17 protein-coding genes and 1 pseudogene are annotated in these 14,552 nt (G+C 70.1%); 10 read left to right on the top strand and 8 right to left on the bottom strand.

Going from position 1 to position 14,552, the window contains the following annotated elements; translation table 11 throughout:
• The first annotated feature begins 81 nt into the window (after window positions 1-81).
• Window positions 82-606 carry a GNAT family N-acetyltransferase gene (locus K6T25_RS06865; RefSeq protein ID WP_222917522.1) on the top strand — a complete coding sequence of 175 codons (525 nt, stop codon included), beginning with the start codon at window positions 82-84 and terminating at the stop codon, window positions 604-606.
• A gap of 23 nt (window positions 607-629) precedes the next feature.
• Here K6T25_RS06865 and K6T25_RS06870 read toward each other — a convergent pair whose 3' ends face one another.
• The 4 genes from K6T25_RS06870 to fer form a co-directional block, all read right to left on the bottom strand.
• Window positions 630-1,829: a DUF7118 family protein gene (locus K6T25_RS06870; RefSeq protein WP_225917831.1), complete on the bottom strand. Its 1,200-nt coding sequence runs from the start codon at window positions 1,827-1,829 to the stop codon at window positions 630-632.
• 3 nt (window positions 1,830-1,832) lie between these two features.
• Window positions 1,833-2,228: a phosphoribosyl-AMP cyclohydrolase gene (gene hisI, locus K6T25_RS06875; protein WP_222917524.1), complete on the bottom strand. Its 396-nt coding sequence runs from the start codon at window positions 2,226-2,228 to the stop codon at window positions 1,833-1,835.
• Between the two features lie 96 nt (window positions 2,229-2,324).
• Window positions 2,325-3,437 carry a prepilin peptidase gene (locus K6T25_RS06880; RefSeq protein ID WP_222917911.1) on the bottom strand — a complete coding sequence of 371 codons (1,113 nt, stop codon included), beginning with the start codon at window positions 3,435-3,437 and terminating at the stop codon, window positions 2,325-2,327.
• A gap of 145 nt (window positions 3,438-3,582) precedes the next feature.
• Window positions 3,583-3,972: a ferredoxin Fer gene (gene fer, locus K6T25_RS06885; protein ID WP_222917525.1), complete on the bottom strand. Its 390-nt coding sequence runs from the start codon at window positions 3,970-3,972 to the stop codon at window positions 3,583-3,585.
• 322 nt (window positions 3,973-4,294) lie between these two features.
• Between fer and htpX the strand changes: the two genes are divergently transcribed.
• The 9 genes and pseudogenes from htpX to K6T25_RS06930 all read left to right on the top strand — a co-directional run bounded on the left by htpX (window position 4,295) and on the right by K6T25_RS06930 (window position 11,263).
• Window positions 4,295-5,176: a zinc metalloprotease HtpX gene (gene htpX / locus K6T25_RS06890; RefSeq protein WP_222917527.1), complete on the top strand. Its 882-nt coding sequence runs from the start codon at window positions 4,295-4,297 to the stop codon at window positions 5,174-5,176.
• A 109-nt stretch (window positions 5,177-5,285) separates the two neighbouring features.
• Window positions 5,286-5,729, top strand: a pseudogene (locus K6T25_RS06895) (LURP-one-related/scramblase family protein); the annotation flags it as partial.
• Between the two features lie 96 nt (window positions 5,730-5,825).
• A complete protein-coding gene (gene pspAB / locus K6T25_RS06900) occupies window positions 5,826-6,440 on the top strand; it encodes a PspA-associated protein PspAB (RefSeq protein ID WP_222917913.1) in 615 nt (204 codons plus the stop codon).
• A gap of 176 nt (window positions 6,441-6,616) precedes the next feature.
• A complete protein-coding gene (radA, locus tag K6T25_RS06905; RefSeq protein WP_222917528.1) occupies window positions 6,617-7,648 on the top strand; it encodes a DNA repair and recombination protein RadA in 1,032 nt (343 codons plus the stop codon).
• Window positions 7,649-7,731: 83 nt separating this feature from the next.
• Window positions 7,732-8,106 (top strand): DUF7475 family protein, encoded by a 375-nt coding sequence (locus tag K6T25_RS06910; protein ID WP_222917530.1) that lies wholly within the window; start codon window positions 7,732-7,734, stop codon window positions 8,104-8,106.
• 6 nt (window positions 8,107-8,112) lie between these two features.
• Window positions 8,113-8,667, top strand: coding sequence for a metal-dependent hydrolase (locus K6T25_RS06915; protein ID WP_225917832.1), 555 nt, complete (start codon window positions 8,113-8,115; stop codon window positions 8,665-8,667).
• Between the two features lie 140 nt (window positions 8,668-8,807).
• Window positions 8,808-9,224, top strand: coding sequence for a 6-pyruvoyl trahydropterin synthase family protein (locus K6T25_RS06920; protein WP_222917533.1), 417 nt, complete (start codon window positions 8,808-8,810; stop codon window positions 9,222-9,224).
• The gene (locus tag K6T25_RS06925; protein ID WP_222917534.1) at window positions 9,217-10,347 is read left to right on the top strand and encodes a glycosyltransferase family 4 protein; all 1,131 of its coding nucleotides are present in this window, start codon (window positions 9,217-9,219) and stop codon (window positions 10,345-10,347) included. The genes K6T25_RS06920 and K6T25_RS06925 overlap by 8 nt, the downstream gene beginning before the upstream one ends.
• Entirely contained in the window at window positions 10,337-11,263 is a 927-nt protein-coding gene (locus K6T25_RS06930) for a class I SAM-dependent methyltransferase (protein ID WP_222917536.1), read from the top strand. The genes K6T25_RS06925 and K6T25_RS06930 overlap by 11 nt, the downstream gene beginning before the upstream one ends.
• A gap of 42 nt (window positions 11,264-11,305) precedes the next feature.
• On the opposite strand, the gene sufU is transcribed toward K6T25_RS06930, so the two are convergent.
• The 4 genes from sufU to K6T25_RS06950 form a co-directional block, all read right to left on the bottom strand.
• A complete protein-coding gene (sufU, locus tag K6T25_RS06935) occupies window positions 11,306-11,728 on the bottom strand; it encodes a Fe-S cluster assembly sulfur transfer protein SufU (protein WP_222917915.1) in 423 nt (140 codons plus the stop codon).
• Window positions 11,729-11,896: 168 nt separating this feature from the next.
• On the bottom strand, window positions 11,897-13,180 hold the full coding sequence (locus K6T25_RS06940) for an aminotransferase class V-fold PLP-dependent enzyme (RefSeq protein ID WP_222917537.1): 1,284 nt from the start codon (window positions 13,178-13,180) through the stop codon (window positions 11,897-11,899).
• A gap of 105 nt (window positions 13,181-13,285) precedes the next feature.
• Window positions 13,286-13,654 (bottom strand): DUF424 domain-containing protein, encoded by a 369-nt coding sequence (locus K6T25_RS06945; protein WP_222917539.1) that lies wholly within the window; start codon window positions 13,652-13,654, stop codon window positions 13,286-13,288.
• Window positions 13,655-14,524, bottom strand: a complete 870-nt coding sequence (locus tag K6T25_RS06950; protein ID WP_222917540.1) for a tetratricopeptide repeat protein — start codon at window positions 14,522-14,524, stop codon at window positions 13,655-13,657.
• Between the last annotated feature and the right edge of the window lie 28 nt (window positions 14,525-14,552).

Raw genomic sequence — 14,552 nt, forward strand, 5'->3', positions numbered from 1 at the left:
AGCGCCCGACCGCCCGCTCTCCCACTGCTCCCCGACCGTGTCCCCCGAATCCTTTCCTCCCGCCGACCCCGACTCCCGCACATGGACATCGAGGTGCGTCCCGTCGCCTCCCCGACCGAGTTCCGTGCGGCGCTGGTCGTCAACCGCGCCGCTTGGCGCGACGCGTACGCCGACATCCTCCCGGATGAGCGGCTGGACGCGATGACGGTCCCCGACGGCGTCGAGCTCCGGGAGCGGTACGACCGTGCGACCGCCGACGGCCGGGCGTTCCTCGTCGCCGTCGACCGAGAGCCGGGCGCGGTCGTCGGCTTCGCCGACGCGGTGTGGAACGACGAACGGACGGCGTTCTGCGAGCGCGACGACGCCGAGCTACGGGCGATCTACGTCGCCCCCGACACGCAGGGAGCGGGCGTCGGCTCGGCGCTGCTGGCGGCCGCGGTCGAGCGCGTCCCCGACGCGTGCTCGCGGCTGGCCCTGGAGACGTTCACCGAGAACCACGCGGCCCGGGACTTCTACGAGGCGCGCGGGTTCGAGCGGATCGGTGCCTCGGCGTTCGAGGTGGGCGGGGAGTCGTACCCGACGGCGGTGTACGTGCGGCCGCTGTAGCCGGTCGCCGTGATCCCTTGCGGTTACGAGTCCGCGGCCACGAGCGCGTCCGTCAGCAGTTCGCGTCGCTCGCGTGCCTCGGCCAGCTCGGCGGCCGCCTCGCCCGAGGCGACGCGCTCGACCTCCGCGTCCGACAGCTCCGCCTCGGCCTCGGCGGCGCGGCGGAGCCGCTCGTAGTCGGGGTGGTCCGCGGCCTCCCGCAGCCGGCGGGCGCGGGCGACGGTCCCCTCGGGCGCGAACTTGGCGACGACGGAGACGAGCTCCTCGCGCTGGAACCGGAGCGTCTCGGCCGACGGCGGCGGCCAGTCGACCGTGAGCGGCGCCGCGGACAGCCGTTGGAGGTACGTCCGGTGCGGCCGAACCCGCGCCGTGAACGTCCCCGAGTCCTCGACGTAGTGGTCGAGCTTGGAGGCGGAGTAGTCGGCGTACTCGAGTAGGTCCGGAAGCGCCGCCCCGTCGGCGGGCGACGAGTCGAGGAACGAGCGCAGCTCCGGCGGCGGCGCGGCGTAGTCGACGAACGGCGTCTCCGCCGCGTCCGCGACGAACGCCAGCAGCTCGCGGGCGGACGCCTCCCGGCGGACGTCGTCGAACGCGTCGCGAACGGCGTCGTTGTAGGCGGCGATCGGCTCACGAAGTTCCTCGGTGGGAGCGGTCAGGTCCGCCTCCCCGAGCTCGACGAGCCGTTCCAGCGCCGCGATCCGGTCGTCCAGCGCGTCGAGGCGCCGTGTGACGTCCCGTTCGGCGTCGTGGACCGCGGCCTCGGCCGCCTCGCGCTCGGCCAGCCGGTCGGCGAGGTCGCGGGCGGGCGAAAGCGCCTCGCGGGCGCGCTCGAAGTCGGACTCCGAGAGCCGGCGGCCGTCGACGGCCTCGTTCGCGCGTTCGAACGCGTCGCGTCCGGGGATATCCTCGTCGAGGTCTTCGACGACGGCCGCGAACTCCCCCTGAAATTCGACGTACGCCTGGAAGTCGCCCGTCCCGGTCGCAGAGTCGACGTAGCGGTCCAGCAGGCGGTCCGCGCGCCGAACGGCGTCGCGGACGGTCGACAGCGTCGACTCGCCGTGTTCCTCGACGGCGGCGGTCGCGTTCTCCAGTCGCCCGCGAGCCTCACGGAGCGTCGCCGCGAGCGCGGCCGCGTCGCGCTCGGCGTCCGGGAGCGGGTCCGGCGTCGCGTTCGGCCCGGCGGTCGCGTTCGCCTCGGGGGCCGCGTCGGCGTCGCGTACCATCCGTTACTCGTACACCGCGTCGGGGTCGAACACGCGCTCGCCGACGTGCTCGCCGTCGAGCGTGCGGTGGAAACACGAGCGGTGCCCGGTGTGGCACGCGCCGCCGGTCTGGTCGACGAGATACAGGAGCGTGTCGGCGTCACAGTCGACGCGGACCTCGCGGATCTCCTGAGTGTGCCCGCTCGTCGCGCCCTTCTCCCACAGCTCGTCGCGGGAGCGCGAGTAGTAGTGCGCGCGGCCGGTCTCTCGCGTGCGAGCGAGCGCCTCCCGGTTCACGTACGCGAGCATCAAGACCTCGCCGGAGTCGGCGTCCTGCGCGACGGCGGGGACGAGCCCGTCGTCGCCGAAGTCGACCGCGATCCGGTCGTCGGGTTCGGCGTCGGGCGTGGAATCCCTCATCGGTCCGAACGTCGGGGCTGCGGCGAATAGGTCTTGTGCGTGGCGGGCGCGACCTCAGCCGCGTGGTCGAGTCGGGGCGGGGGGATTCCTGGGAGGTCAGACCAGCCCGAGCGTCCCGAGCGCGACCGTCAGCACGTCCCCGTACGTCAACGCGAGCACGAGCCCGCCGAACAGCGGTACGAGGAACGGGAGCCCTGGAGACACCCACAGCGCGTCCTCCGCGGCGACGCGCTCCAGCCCCTCGCGGAGCGTCTCGGGCGTCGTGCCGTAGGCGGTGCCCTCGATGTCGTCGAGGAACCGCTCGGCGGCCCACGGGTCGTCGACGGCGGACGCCTCGGCGTCGGCCGCCGGCCCGTCGCGTCCCGGCGCCGCAGCGGCGTCCCGGTCGCCGGCGGCGTCATCGGCCGTCGAGCTCGACTCGGGGAACTCGAATCCGCGGTCGTCGACGCCCCCGTCCGTCCGCGGACCGTCGTGGACCGCGCCGTCGGTCGGCGGGTGCGTCTCGCCGACGGAGGCCGGGTCGCGGTGCGCGTCGGGGTCCGCACGGACGGCCGCGAGCGTGGCGCCGCGCCACCGGAGGTACATCCGAAGCGCGTCGAGGTCGAGGCCCCGCTGCGGGCGGAGCCCATCGGCGCGGATGAGTTGGCCGTGTACGTCCGGGAGGTCCTCGACCGCGGTCCAGCGGCCGACGAACATCGCAGAGGAGATCCGGCCGGCGGCGACGTTCGACGCGAACAGCAGGGCGATGTAGCCGGCGCCGAACAGCACCGCGTTCGTCAGCGCCGACATCGCCGTGACGCCCAGCGCCGAGGGATGGACCGGGAAGCCAACGGTGTGAAGCCACGTCACGTCCGGCAGGATCGACAGCGGGACGACGTACCCGGGGGTGGTCGGGAACGCGACCGCGAGCACGACGAGCGCCTTCATGTCGGCGCCGCCGAAGGCGGCCATCCGGTAGGCGAGCAGCGAGAAGGGGACCAGAAAGAGGATCGAGAACCCGACCCGAACGAGGAACAGCCGGCCGGCGTAGCCGTCGAACGGGTACGCGCCGGCCGCCTCCACGGCGAGCGCGAGCGCGCCGATCGCGAGCAGCGGCAGCCAGAGGGAACTCGCGACCCGGCGGGTCCGGATATCGCGGTAGGCGGCCCACGCCAACCCCGGGAGGAGGAGAAGTCGGAGGAGGTCGGCCGCGGTGGCGACGCCGAGCACGTTCATAGTCCGTCGCGCGGCCCCGGAAGGTTAGTCGTTACCGTCTACGTCTCGGTTGTGAGAAGCGTCGTCGTGGGCGTATCATCGGGGAACGCGCCGCTGTGGAGAAGGAAAATAAACCGAGAACTCGACCGGCAGACCGCGCTCAGATGACGCGGTTCTGGAGGTAGTCGAGGTGCTTCGCGTTGTAGACGATCCGGACCTCGTCGGTCTCGGGCGACCCGATGCAGGTCAGGCGGACGTTCTTCTCCTCGACCTCCTCGTCGGAGAGGATCTGCTGCATGTCCATGTTGATCTCGCCCTCCCGCACGATGGCCGCGCAGTTCGCACACGCGCCGGCGCGACACGAGAAGGGCCAGTCGAAGCCCTGCGCCTCGGCGGCCTCGAGGATGTATTCGCCCTGGTTGACCTCGAGTTCGCCGTAGTCCTCCTCGTCCAACCCGGCGTCGGCCGCGTTGTCGAAGAGGTCGTCGTCGTCCATCTCCCAGCCGTTGTCGTCAAGTACTTCGTAGTTAAGGTATTCGACCGTGGGCATCTCGTTTCGCGTTTCGCCGGCCGTCCCATTAGTTGTTGCTATCTCGCAGGGCACAACCGCGGCAGACGGGCTTTAGGCCGGCCAAAATGACTGTTCTCCGGATCCGAGAGCGCCTCGCCGACACGATCGAGCGAGCCGCGCCACGTCGACGGGACGGCACGACCCGCCACAGATCCGGGCCACGGGAAAACGGCTCACGGGAAGCCGAGTCGCGGAGCGGCGGATACGGGGGAAGGACCGCGACCAACACGTACGAGCACATCCTTCGACCGACCCCGCCGAGCCGCGACAGCGTTTAAGCCGTGGGTCCGGTATGCGGGGTATGGAATGGAAGACAGACTGGGGCCTGCGGGGCCGGATGGTCCTGACCGGGTTCCTGCTGTTCGCCCTCTACATCGTGTTCGTCGCGGTGTTGTCCCAGTACGTGGGGCTGTTCGCGATAGTCGCGATCATGGGGCTGTTCTCGCTCGGACAGTTCTTCTTCAGCGACAAGCTCGCGCTGTACTCGATGGGCGCCAAGGAGGTGTCAGAACAGGAGTATCCGGAACTGCACCGGAAGATCACCCGCCTCTCCCAACAGGCGGATCTCCCGAAGCCGACGGTCGCGGTCGCGGACACCCGCGTCCCGAACGCCTTCGCCGCCGGCCGCTCACAGAAGAACTCGACCGTCTGCGTGACGACCGGACTGCTTCGCACGCTCGACGACGAGGAGCTGGAGGGAGTGCTCGCCCACGAACTGGCGCACGTCAAGAACCGCGACGTCATGGTGATGACCATCGCGTCGTTCCTCTCGACGCTGGCGTTCATCGTCGTACGGTGGGGCTGGCTGTTCGGCGGCGGCGGGGGCAACCGCGGCGGCGGCAACCAGGCGCCGGTCATCGTCGCCATCCTCGTCTCACTGGTCGTGTGGGTGATCTCGTTCATGCTCATCCGCCTGCTGTCGCGCTATCGCGAGTTCGCCGCCGACCGCGGCGGCGCGGCCATCTCGGGCAACCCCGGCGCGCTCGCGTCGGCGCTCGTCACCATCGACAGCGGGATGGAGAAGGTGCCGAAGGAGGACCTCCGCGACACCGCTGAGATGAACGCCTTCTTCGTCATCCCGATCAGGTCCGGGTTCATCGGGAAGCTGTTCTCGACGCACCCGAGCACCGAGAAACGCGTCGAGCGGCTCCGCGACCTGGAACGGGAGCTCGAGACCGCCTGAACCGAGTAGCGGCGCGCTCGGGGCGAAGGGCGGAGCGGGGTGGAACGGAACGGTCCGCTTCACCTCGCCCAGTCTCGCATCGTTCCGTCCGTGTGAAGCCTGAAACACGATTCCGCGGAACAGACCGTATGCGCGACCCACGTACGACATCTCCGGGATCGATCTCGCCGACGACACCGACACCGTGGTCCAGAGCCTCGTGCGCAACAAGTACCGGGCGGAGGACTGGTCGGGGAACGTCGTGTTGCGCGGGAAACAGAAGATGCTGAAGCTGAAGGAACAGTTCCCGTTCGTCGACGCCGACACGGAGGCGGCGCTCGCGAGGATCGACTCCCGCGGTGCCCTGACGACGATCGCACGGAACGTGCTCTCGTTCGGCCACTGGATCCCGCACCGCTACGAGATCACCGACGCGAACGGCGCCCACGTCGGCACGATCGCCGGGACGCTCTCGCTGGCGGACACCTACGAGATCACCATCGACGACGACGACGCCGTGCCGAAGGAGGCGGTCGTCGCCGCCGCGATGGTGATCGACGCGATCCAAGGGAACTCACGGTGCCGGCGGCGTGGCGGTGTCGACTCGAGAGCGCCCGCCCGCGCGAGCGACGGCTTGAACACGCCGCCCCACGGAGTACCGACAGCGCCAATGGGGATTCTCGACACACTCAGATCCGTGCTCGGCTCGCGCGCGGAGGCCGACGCCGTCAGCGACGCCGACCCCGAGGACCTGTTCGGCATGAGCACCGCCTACGTCACGATGGAGGCGGACCTCGGCTTCCGGTCGGTCGACGAGGCGGCGCTGTGCTTCTCGTCGGTCGATTCGACCGACTTCGCCGACACCGTCGACGCCGTGGAGTCGATCCTCGACGCCGGCGCCGAGGAGACGGGGACGACGTTCCGCCGCCGCGAGGACGACCACGGCTACCACTGGGTGATCCTTGGCGACGACGACCCCGAGGACCTCGTCACCTCCGTCCACTTCGCGGCCGACGAGTTCGTCGACCGGGGGTACGGCTCGCGACTGCTGGCGGCGGTGTTCGGCTTCGCCGACGAGCGCGACCCCGACCGCCACGCCTACTGGATCTACTCGTTCCGCCGCGGCGCGTACTACCCGTTCGCCCCGACGGGAACCAGCAGTCGGAGCAACAAAACCGAATTCAAACTGGAGTCGGTGCTGGACGGAGAGCTCGGCATCGAATCCGACAAGGAGTACTGGTACCCCCTGTGGCCGGACAGCCCGAACGGCCACCCCTGGAGCTAGCCTCCCGCGGCCACGCGGCAGATACGTCCACGGCGACCTCGACTCCCCGATCACCGTCCCATCCCTTCTGAATCCTCGCACACCGTCCGTGATCGACACGACGACGTACCGGAGTTTCACTTCCACTTTGGTGTTAACGAGGGTTTATGGGGGGAGCCGAGCAAGGAGGAGGTACGATGGCAGAAGACGACCTCCAGGAACTCCCCGGCGTCGGCCCCGCGACCGCAGACAAACTCGTCGACGCGGGCTTCGACAGCTACCAGAGCATCGCGGTCGCGAGCCCCGCGGAACTGGGCAACACGGCCGACATCGGCGACTCGACGGCGAACGACATCATCCAGGGCGCCCGCGAGGCGGCTGACATCGGCGGCTTCGAGTCCGGCGCACAGGTGCTCGAACGACGCGAGGAGATCGGCAAGCTCTCGTGGCAGATCGACGAGGTCGACGACCTCCTGGGCGGCGGGATGGAGACGCAGTCGATCACCGAGGTGTACGGCGAGTTCGGCGCCGGCAAGTCGCAGGTGACCCACCAGATGGCCGTGAACGTCCAGCTCTCCAACGACGACGGCGGACTGGACGGGTCGGCTATCTTCGTCGACTCCGAGGACACGTTCCGCCCCGAGCGGATCGACGACATGGTCCGCGGGCTGGACGACGAGATCCTCGAGCGCGAGTTCGAGCGCCGCGAGATCGAGGGATCGCCCGACGACGACGACGACATGCGCACGCTGGTCGAGGACTTCCTCGACCACATCCACGTCGCGAAGGCGTTCAACTCCAACCACCAGATCCTGCTGGCCGAGAAGGCGAAAGAACTCGCCAGCGAGGCCGAGGACACCGACTGGCCCGTGCGGATGCTCACCGTCGACTCGCTGACTGCCCACTTCCGCGCCGAGTACGTCGGTCGGGGCGAGCTCGCCGAGCGCCAGCAGAAGCTCAACAAGCACCTGCACGACCTGATGCGCATCGGCGACCTCTACAACTGCGTCGTGCTCGTGACGAACCAGGTCGCCTCCAACCCCGACTCGTACTTCGGTGACCCGACCCAGCCGATCGGCGGCAACATCCTGGGTCACACCTCGACGTTCCGGATCTACCTCCGCAAGTCGAAGGGCGACAAGCGGATCGTGCGACTCGTCGACGCGCCGAACCTGGCGGACGGCGAGGCCGTGATGCGCGTGCAGGACGGCGGCCTCAAGCCCGAATAGGCTGCCCCCCTCCGTACAGGTGGTATCACCGCTCGACCGATGCCGTGAGAGTTTTTAACACGATACCCGCCCTCCATACGAGTATGAGCACCGAAACGGCGTCTGAGGGGCTGGCCCTCCACACGGAGACGATGACTGGACTGCACTGGCTCGGGATCGCGCTCGCGGCGATCACCGGCGTCATCCACCTGTGGCTCGCGTACGCGTTCAGTTCGGAGACCGGGATGGCCGTCGCGTTCCTGATCGCGGGAGTCGGCTTCCTCGGCGGTGTGGCAGCGGTGCTGTTCGACTACCGTCGCCACCTGTTCTACGTGCTCGGGATCCCGTTCACCGCCGGGCAGATCCCGCTGTGGTACGTCGCGAACGCCCCCGACTTCGGGGCGACCGGGATCGCGGACAAGGTCGTGCAGGTCGTCCTCGTCGTCGTTCTCGTCGTCCTCTACAGACGCGAGTCGTAGGCCGTGATGGCGTTCACGCACGCCCTTTCGGGCGCAGTGCTTGCAGCTCCCGTCCTCGCGGTCGCGCCCGAGTTGGCCGCTCCGGCCGCAGTCGCGGGGATCGTCGGCGGACTCCTCCCGGATCTCGACCTGTTCGTCGGACGCCATCGGCGGACGCTCCACTTCCCCGTGTTGGGGTGGGCACTGGCGCTCCCGGCGATCGGCATCGCCGCGGTCGCTCCGACGGCTGCGACCGTCGCGGCGGCCGTGGGGACCGCGTCGTTCGCCGTCCACGCTGGAACCGACGCCCTCGGCGCAGGCGATGAGATCCGGCCGTGGGAACGGACCTCCGCGGAGGCCGTCTACGATCATCTCCACGGTCGGTGGATCCGTCCGCGCTTCTGGATCCGCTACGACGGCGCCCCCGAGGACGCCGTCGCTACCGCGGTGCTCGCGGCCCCGATCGTCGCGTTCTACCCCGCGCCGTTGCCGGCGGTCGCAGCCGTCTGCGTCTTCCTCGGGATCGTGTACGCGATCGTCCGACGCCGGCTTCCCCCGGTCGTCGAGGAGTTGGTCGGGTGAGGGTGGCTCGCCGCGCTCGACACGTTTAGTGTGCCGGGGTCGCTGTGATCGCTCATCAGATCGACGGACGCGACGCGGAGCGCGCTCGTCCCGACGCGACGGGGCGTTCCCGACCGCGGTCGTCCCGCCGCCCCAAACACATGACATACCGAACGACCGTCACGCGGCAGTTCGTCGCACAGCACTATCTCACCGTCCCCGACCCCGGTCCCGAGGGCGATCTTCACTCGCACGTCTTCTCCGTCGAGGCGGCCTTCGCGGGACCCTCGCTAAACGAGTACGACTACCTGGTCGACATCGACGACGTGCGCGCGGCGCTGGACGAGGCGGAGGAACGCTATCGCGACGCGACGCTGAACGACCTTCCGGAGTTCGAGGGGTACAACCCCAGCGTCGAACGGTTCGCGCGCGTCCTCCACGACCGGATCGCCCCGGCCGCCGCGGGCGGGTCCGCCGAGACGCTCCGCGTGACCGTCTGGGAGGACGACGAGGCCGCCGCCGGCTACGAGGGACCGATCGCCGGTACAGGCGTGGACGACGTCGTCGCCGATGGCTGAGCCGCCGCCCGGGTCGTCAACAGCCGTCGACAGCGACGACGACCCTGCCGGCGACGGCCTCGCCGTCGCCCTCGTCGTCCCCGGCGACCCGGCCACGACCTCGGGGGGGTTCCGCTACGATCGCCGCCTCGTCGCCGGCCTCCGCGCGACCGGCGCGACGGTTCGCGTGTTCTCGGTGCCGTGGCGACGCTATCCGCTCGCCGTCCTCGACGCACCCGGGCTCGCGACCGGGGTACCCGACCGACTGAGAGACGCCGACGTGGTCGTCGTGGACGAACTCGCCCATGCCAGCACGTGGGGGCTCGTCCGCCGGCTCCGCCGCGGCGGCACGCCCGTCGTCGCGCTGGTGCATCACCTCCGGCGCGCCGAAGGGGACCGGCTCGCGCCGGTCGCGGCGCGGCTGGAACGGCTCTTTCTCGCTGGGAGTTCGGCCGCCGTCTGCGTGAGCGACCCGACCGAACGCGACGTGAGGTCCCTCGTCGACGGCATCCGAACCCACGTCGCGCCCCCGCCGGCCGACCAGTTCGACCCCGCGGTGGTGCCAGCCGACGTGGACCGCCGCGCCCGCGAGGACCCGTTCCGAATCGTCTCGCTCGGATCGCTCGTCCCCCGGAAGGGACATCCGACGCTGCTGCGGGCGGTCGCCGGCGCCGACGCCGACTGGCGACTCGCCGTCGTCGGTCCCGAACCGGACCCGGGCCACGCCCGCGAGGTGCGCGCGATCGCGGCCGACCTCGGCGTCGCCGACTGCGTGTCGTTCCGCGGGAAGTTGTCGACGGCCGACCTCGCTGCCGTCCTCCGGGAGTCGCACGTCCTCGCGGTTCCCTCCGAGCACGAGGGGTTCGGGATGGCGTATCTGGAGGGGATGGGCTTCGGCCTCCCGGCGATCGCCTCCGCGGCGGGCGGTGCGTCCTCGATCGTCACGGAGGGCGAGAACGGCTTCCTCGTCGACCCCGGCGACGTGGGAGGCGTCCGGGAGGCGCTCTCGGCGCTCACGGGCGACCGCGACCGACTGGCGCGGATGGGAACCGCGGCGCTCCGGCGCTTCGACGCCCACCCCGACTGGGCCGACACCGTCGCGGGCGTCCGGGACTTCCTCGCGGAGGTGGCCGATGGAGGGTGACGACGTGACGTATCTGGAGGCGGCGCGGACGGTCGACGGCCGCGCCCACAGCGACGCGGCGACCGACGCGTTCCGGGCGGCGCTGGAGCGACCGGCGCCCGGGGCGGACGAGGGGCAGGGGTCGGCGGATGGGGTCCGCGTGTTTGAGGCCGGCGCCGGCACCTGCGGAATGGTTCGCCGTCTGCTCGCCGACGGCGCGCTGCCGGCGGGCGAGTGGCTCGCCGTCGACGCCGACGAGCGGGTGCTGTCAGCCGGACGAGATCGGCTGCACGAGGCGGCACGCGAGGCGGGGTACGGAGTCGAAACCGAGGGGTCTGGACTGCTGCTCGATCTCCCCGACTTCGACGCGACGCTCCGCGTCCACTTCGCGGTCGGTGACGCTCGCGAGGTCGCCGACGACCGCGCCGGCGACTTCGACGGCGTGGTCGCGCGGTCGTTCGCGGACCTGCTGGCTCCCGACGACGTGCTCGCGCTCCTCCGGACAGCTGCCCCGGATGGCTGGTATCACCTGCCGCTCACCTTCGACGGCGAGACCCGGTTCGCGCCCGAGCACCCGGCCGACGACGCCGTGATCGACGCCTTCCACGGGACGATGCGCAACCGCGGGCGGGCGGCGACGCTGCTCGCCGGTCGGTTCCGGGAGGTCGGGACGCCACCGGCGGTCGACGCGCGCGCCGACTGGGTGATCGAGGGAACCTCTGACGGAGCGGGAACCCATGGGGGCGCCGCCTATCCGGCCGACGAGGGGACGTTCCTGCGGATCGTCCTCGAAACCGTCGTCGCCTCCGTGCGCGAGTCGGAAGCCGTGTCGGCGGCGACGCTGTCGGCGTGGACGGAGACGAGAACCGCGCAGTTGGAACGGGGAGCACTCGGCTACGTCGCGGTGAACCGCGACCTGTTCGGGCCGGTTCCCTGAGTCGTCCGCGGGACGAACTGGCTGGGAGTCCGCGAGTCGGCGTCAGTCCTCGGTCTTGGTGATGTCGAGGTCGTCGATCTCGCCCTCGTGGAGCTTCGCGCCGTCCTGCGCGACCTGCCGGGCGAGCACGGCGCACTTGATCCGCATCGGGGAGATGTCGACGCCGAGCATCTCCGTGATGTCGTCGGTGTCCATCGCCTCCAACTCGTCGAGGGTCATCCCCTGCAGGCGCTGGGACAGCATCGACGCCGACGCCTGCGAGATGGCGCAGCCGTCGCCCGAGAAGGCCATGTAGTCGATGGTCTCGTCGTCCTCCTCCAGGCGCACGTCGACGGTGATCGTGTCGCCGCAGGAGGGGTTCTCGCCCGTGTGGGAGAACGTGGCGTCGTCGAGTTCGCCGTGGTTTCGCGGGTTCTTGTAGTGGTCGAGTATCTGCTGTCGATACATGTCGGAGCCGCCGCCAATGCCCATTGTTGTCTGTGGTTGGCGAGTGAGTCCGTTAAGCGTTCCGGGGACGGGGGTCCACGAGCGTCACGAAGAGTGGTCCGGGGGCGGCCACAGGGGAGTGATCGGGGGTGGGAATCGGGAGCGTAGCCCGGGCCGGTCGCGACGGAAACGATGGGCAGGCGGGAGCTACGCGAACAGCTGTCGCGCGTCGTCGACCGCCTCGACCAGTTTGTCGATCTCCTCGCGGGTGTTGTAGATATAGAAGCTCGCGCGGGCGCTGGCTGCGACCCCGAGCTTGTCGTGCAGCGGCTGGGTGCAGTGGTCGCCGGCGCGGACGGCGACGGCGTGGTCGTTGAGGATGCTGGAGAGGTCGTGGGCGTGGACGCCGTCGAGGTTGAACGCCACGAGCCCCGCGCGGTCGTCGCCCGGCGGCCCGTAGATGTCCACGTCGTCCTGTTCGGTGAGCCGATCGTAGGCGTACTCCGCGAGCAGCTGCTCGTGGGCGTGGACGTTCTCCATCCCGATGTCCTCAAGGTAGTCGATCGCCGCGTGGAGAGCGATCCCCTGCGCGATGACGGGCGTGCCGGCCTCGAACTTCCACGGGAGGTCCTCCCACTCGCTGTCCTCGAAGGTGACCTTGCGGATCATCTCGCCGCCGTAGAGGTACGGCTCCATCTCCTCCAGCAGGTGCTCCTTCCCGTACAGCACGCCGATCCCGGTGGGGCCGCACATCTTGTGCCCCGAGAACGCGAAGAAGTCCGCGTCGATAGCGTCCACGTCGACGGGCATGTGCGGCACCGACTGCGCGCCGTCGACGAAGATCAGTCCGTCGTGGTCGTGGACGAGGTCCGCGAGTTCGGCGACGGGGTTCACCGTGCCGAGCGTGTTCGAGACGTGGACGACGTTCGCCATCGCGGTGTCGTCGTCCACGAGTTCGCGGGCGTGGTCCATGTCGAGGCGGCCGTCCTCGTCGACGCGGATGAACCGCACGTCGGCGCCGGTGCGCTTCCCGATCTGCTGCCACGTGACCAGCGAGGCGTGGTGCTCCATCTCGGTGAGGACGACGTTGTCCTCGGGCCCGAGTTCGTTGAGTCCCCACGCGTAGGCGACGAGGTTCTCCGCCTCGGTGGTGTTCTTCGTGAAGACGACCTCCTCGCGCCCCTCCGCGCCGATGAACTCGGCCACACGGTCGTGCGCGTTCTCGTAGGCGACCGACGCCTCCTGGCTCAGGTGGTGGATGCCGCGGTGGACGTTGGAGTTGTACGAGCGGTAGTAGTCGGCGATGGCGTCGACGACCGGGTCGGGCGTGTGACTCGTCGCCGCGTTGTCGAGGTAGACGAGCGGCTTCGTGTCCCCCTCGTCCTCGCCGGGGACCGTCACGTCGCCGCCGACCTTCCGCTGGAGGATGGGGAAGTCCGCGCGGACGGCCTCGATATCGAGCGGATACGGTTCCTGCTCAGGCGCTTCCATTACCCGATATGAGGGGTCGGAGGGGTAACATCCCTTCGGTCGTTCGGGGGGTTCGTACCCGAAACCGGCTACGAGTCGCCGCCAGTCCTGAAGACCGGTGGCGGGTCAGAGCCAGAGCAGTTGCGCGTGTAACGTGTCGTCGACCTCCAGCACGCGGTCGGCGTCGATGACGCCGGCGTCGACGGCGACGCCGACGCAGTCGGCGCCCACGAGGTTCGCGGTGTCGGCGTCGTACAGCCCCTCGACGACCGCGTCGGCGTCGGCGGGTTCGGCCTCGTCGCCGCCGTAGAACGCCTCGGTCACCTCCAATCTCACCTCGCCGTCCTCGAACGTCTCGCCGAGCACGTCCGCGTCGCAGACCGCGACGAGCGTTCCCTCGGGCGTCTCGCGGCGCGAAAGCAGGAACGCCGCTTCCACGTCGCCGTTGGCGTGGCCGCCGGGGCCCGCGTCGTCGCCCCCGGCGTCGTCGCTCATCTACAGGCCCCCGAGATCGAGGTCGTCGCCGCCGTCGCGGCCGCCGAGACCGCCCGGTCCGCCGCCGTCGCCGGAACCGTTCATCCCGCCGCCCATCGCGCCGGTCGCTCCCGCGCCGCCCTCGGCGTGCTCCTCGACCATCCGCTGTTCGGCCTCCTCGCGGATCTCCTCGGCGCGCTCGGCGGCCTGCTCGGCCTCGTCCTCGCGGCCGAGCTCGTCGAGCGCGCGCGCCTTCTCCTCGAGCACCTCGGCGTTGCGCATCCCCAGGCGGATCGCGTTGTCGAAGGCCGTGACGGCGTCCTCGAGCAGGCCGCGCTCGACGAGGAAGAACCCGCGGTTGTACCACGCCTGCGGGAAGCGTGGGTCGATCTCGACGGCGTTCTCGGCGTGTTCGAGCGCCTGTTCGCCCTGACCGTTCTCGTGGAGCGCGTACGCGAGGTTCGTCTCGGCGCTGGCGGCGTGTTCGGAGTCGTCGTCGATGCGCAGCGCCTCGCGGTAGGAGCCGATGGCCTCGTCCCACTCCTCCAGTTGCGCGTGGGCGACGCCCTTGTTCACCCACGCCTCCTGCTCGTCGAGGGAGTCGTCCTCGGCGAACTGGGCGGCGCGCTCGAACGTCTCGGTCGCCTCCTCGAAGCGATTGATCCCCATGTAGGAGAGCGCGACTTCCATCAGGCTCTCCACGTCGACGCGATCCTTCGGGATGTTGCGCTCGTCGAGCAGGTCGGTGAGGACGCGCGTGTCGACCGGGTCGACCTGGGAGGGGTCCGCCTGCAGCTCCTCCGGGTCGAGAGTGAACTCCTCGTAGTCCTCGTCGAGGCCCTGCCCCTCTGAGAACTCGTGTGGCTTGCGTTCGGACTCGTCGTCGCTCATTGCTACGAGTTGGACCGTGTGGACGGAT

The sequence above is a fragment of the Halobaculum rubrum genome (genome assembly GCF_019880225.1).
Taxonomy (GTDB): Archaea; Halobacteriota; Halobacteria; order Halobacteriales; family Haloferacaceae; genus Halobaculum; species Halobaculum rubrum.

Coding starts and splice junctions, on each gene's coding strand:
- K6T25_RS06865 (WP_222917522.1), top strand. CDS start 82: ATGGACATCGAGGTGCGTCCCGTCGCCTCCCCGACCGAGTTCCGTGCG.
- K6T25_RS06870 (WP_225917831.1), bottom strand. CDS start 1,829: ATGGTACGCGACGCCGACGCGGCCCCCGAGGCGAACGCGACCGCCGGG.
- hisI (WP_222917524.1), bottom strand. CDS start 2,228: ATGAGGGATTCCACGCCCGACGCCGAACCCGACGACCGGATCGCGGTC.
- fer (WP_222917525.1), bottom strand. CDS start 3,972: ATGCCCACGGTCGAATACCTTAACTACGAAGTACTTGACGACAACGGC.
- htpX (WP_222917527.1), top strand. CDS start 4,295: ATGGAATGGAAGACAGACTGGGGCCTGCGGGGCCGGATGGTCCTGACC.
- pspAB (WP_222917913.1), top strand. CDS start 5,826: ATGGGGATTCTCGACACACTCAGATCCGTGCTCGGCTCGCGCGCGGAG.
- radA (WP_222917528.1), top strand. CDS start 6,617: ATGGCAGAAGACGACCTCCAGGAACTCCCCGGCGTCGGCCCCGCGACC.
- K6T25_RS06910 (WP_222917530.1), top strand. CDS start 7,732: ATGAGCACCGAAACGGCGTCTGAGGGGCTGGCCCTCCACACGGAGACG.
- K6T25_RS06915 (WP_225917832.1), top strand. CDS start 8,113: ATGGCGTTCACGCACGCCCTTTCGGGCGCAGTGCTTGCAGCTCCCGTC.
- K6T25_RS06920 (WP_222917533.1), top strand. CDS start 8,808: ATGACATACCGAACGACCGTCACGCGGCAGTTCGTCGCACAGCACTAT.
- K6T25_RS06925 (WP_222917534.1), top strand. CDS start 9,217: ATGGCTGAGCCGCCGCCCGGGTCGTCAACAGCCGTCGACAGCGACGAC.
- K6T25_RS06930 (WP_222917536.1), top strand. CDS start 10,337: ATGGAGGGTGACGACGTGACGTATCTGGAGGCGGCGCGGACGGTCGAC.
- K6T25_RS06940 (WP_222917537.1), bottom strand. CDS start 13,180: ATGGAAGCGCCTGAGCAGGAACCGTATCCGCTCGATATCGAGGCCGTC.
- K6T25_RS06945 (WP_222917539.1), bottom strand. CDS start 13,654: ATGAGCGACGACGCCGGGGGCGACGACGCGGGCCCCGGCGGCCACGCC.
- K6T25_RS06950 (WP_222917540.1), bottom strand. CDS start 14,524: ATGAGCGACGACGAGTCCGAACGCAAGCCACACGAGTTCTCAGAGGGG.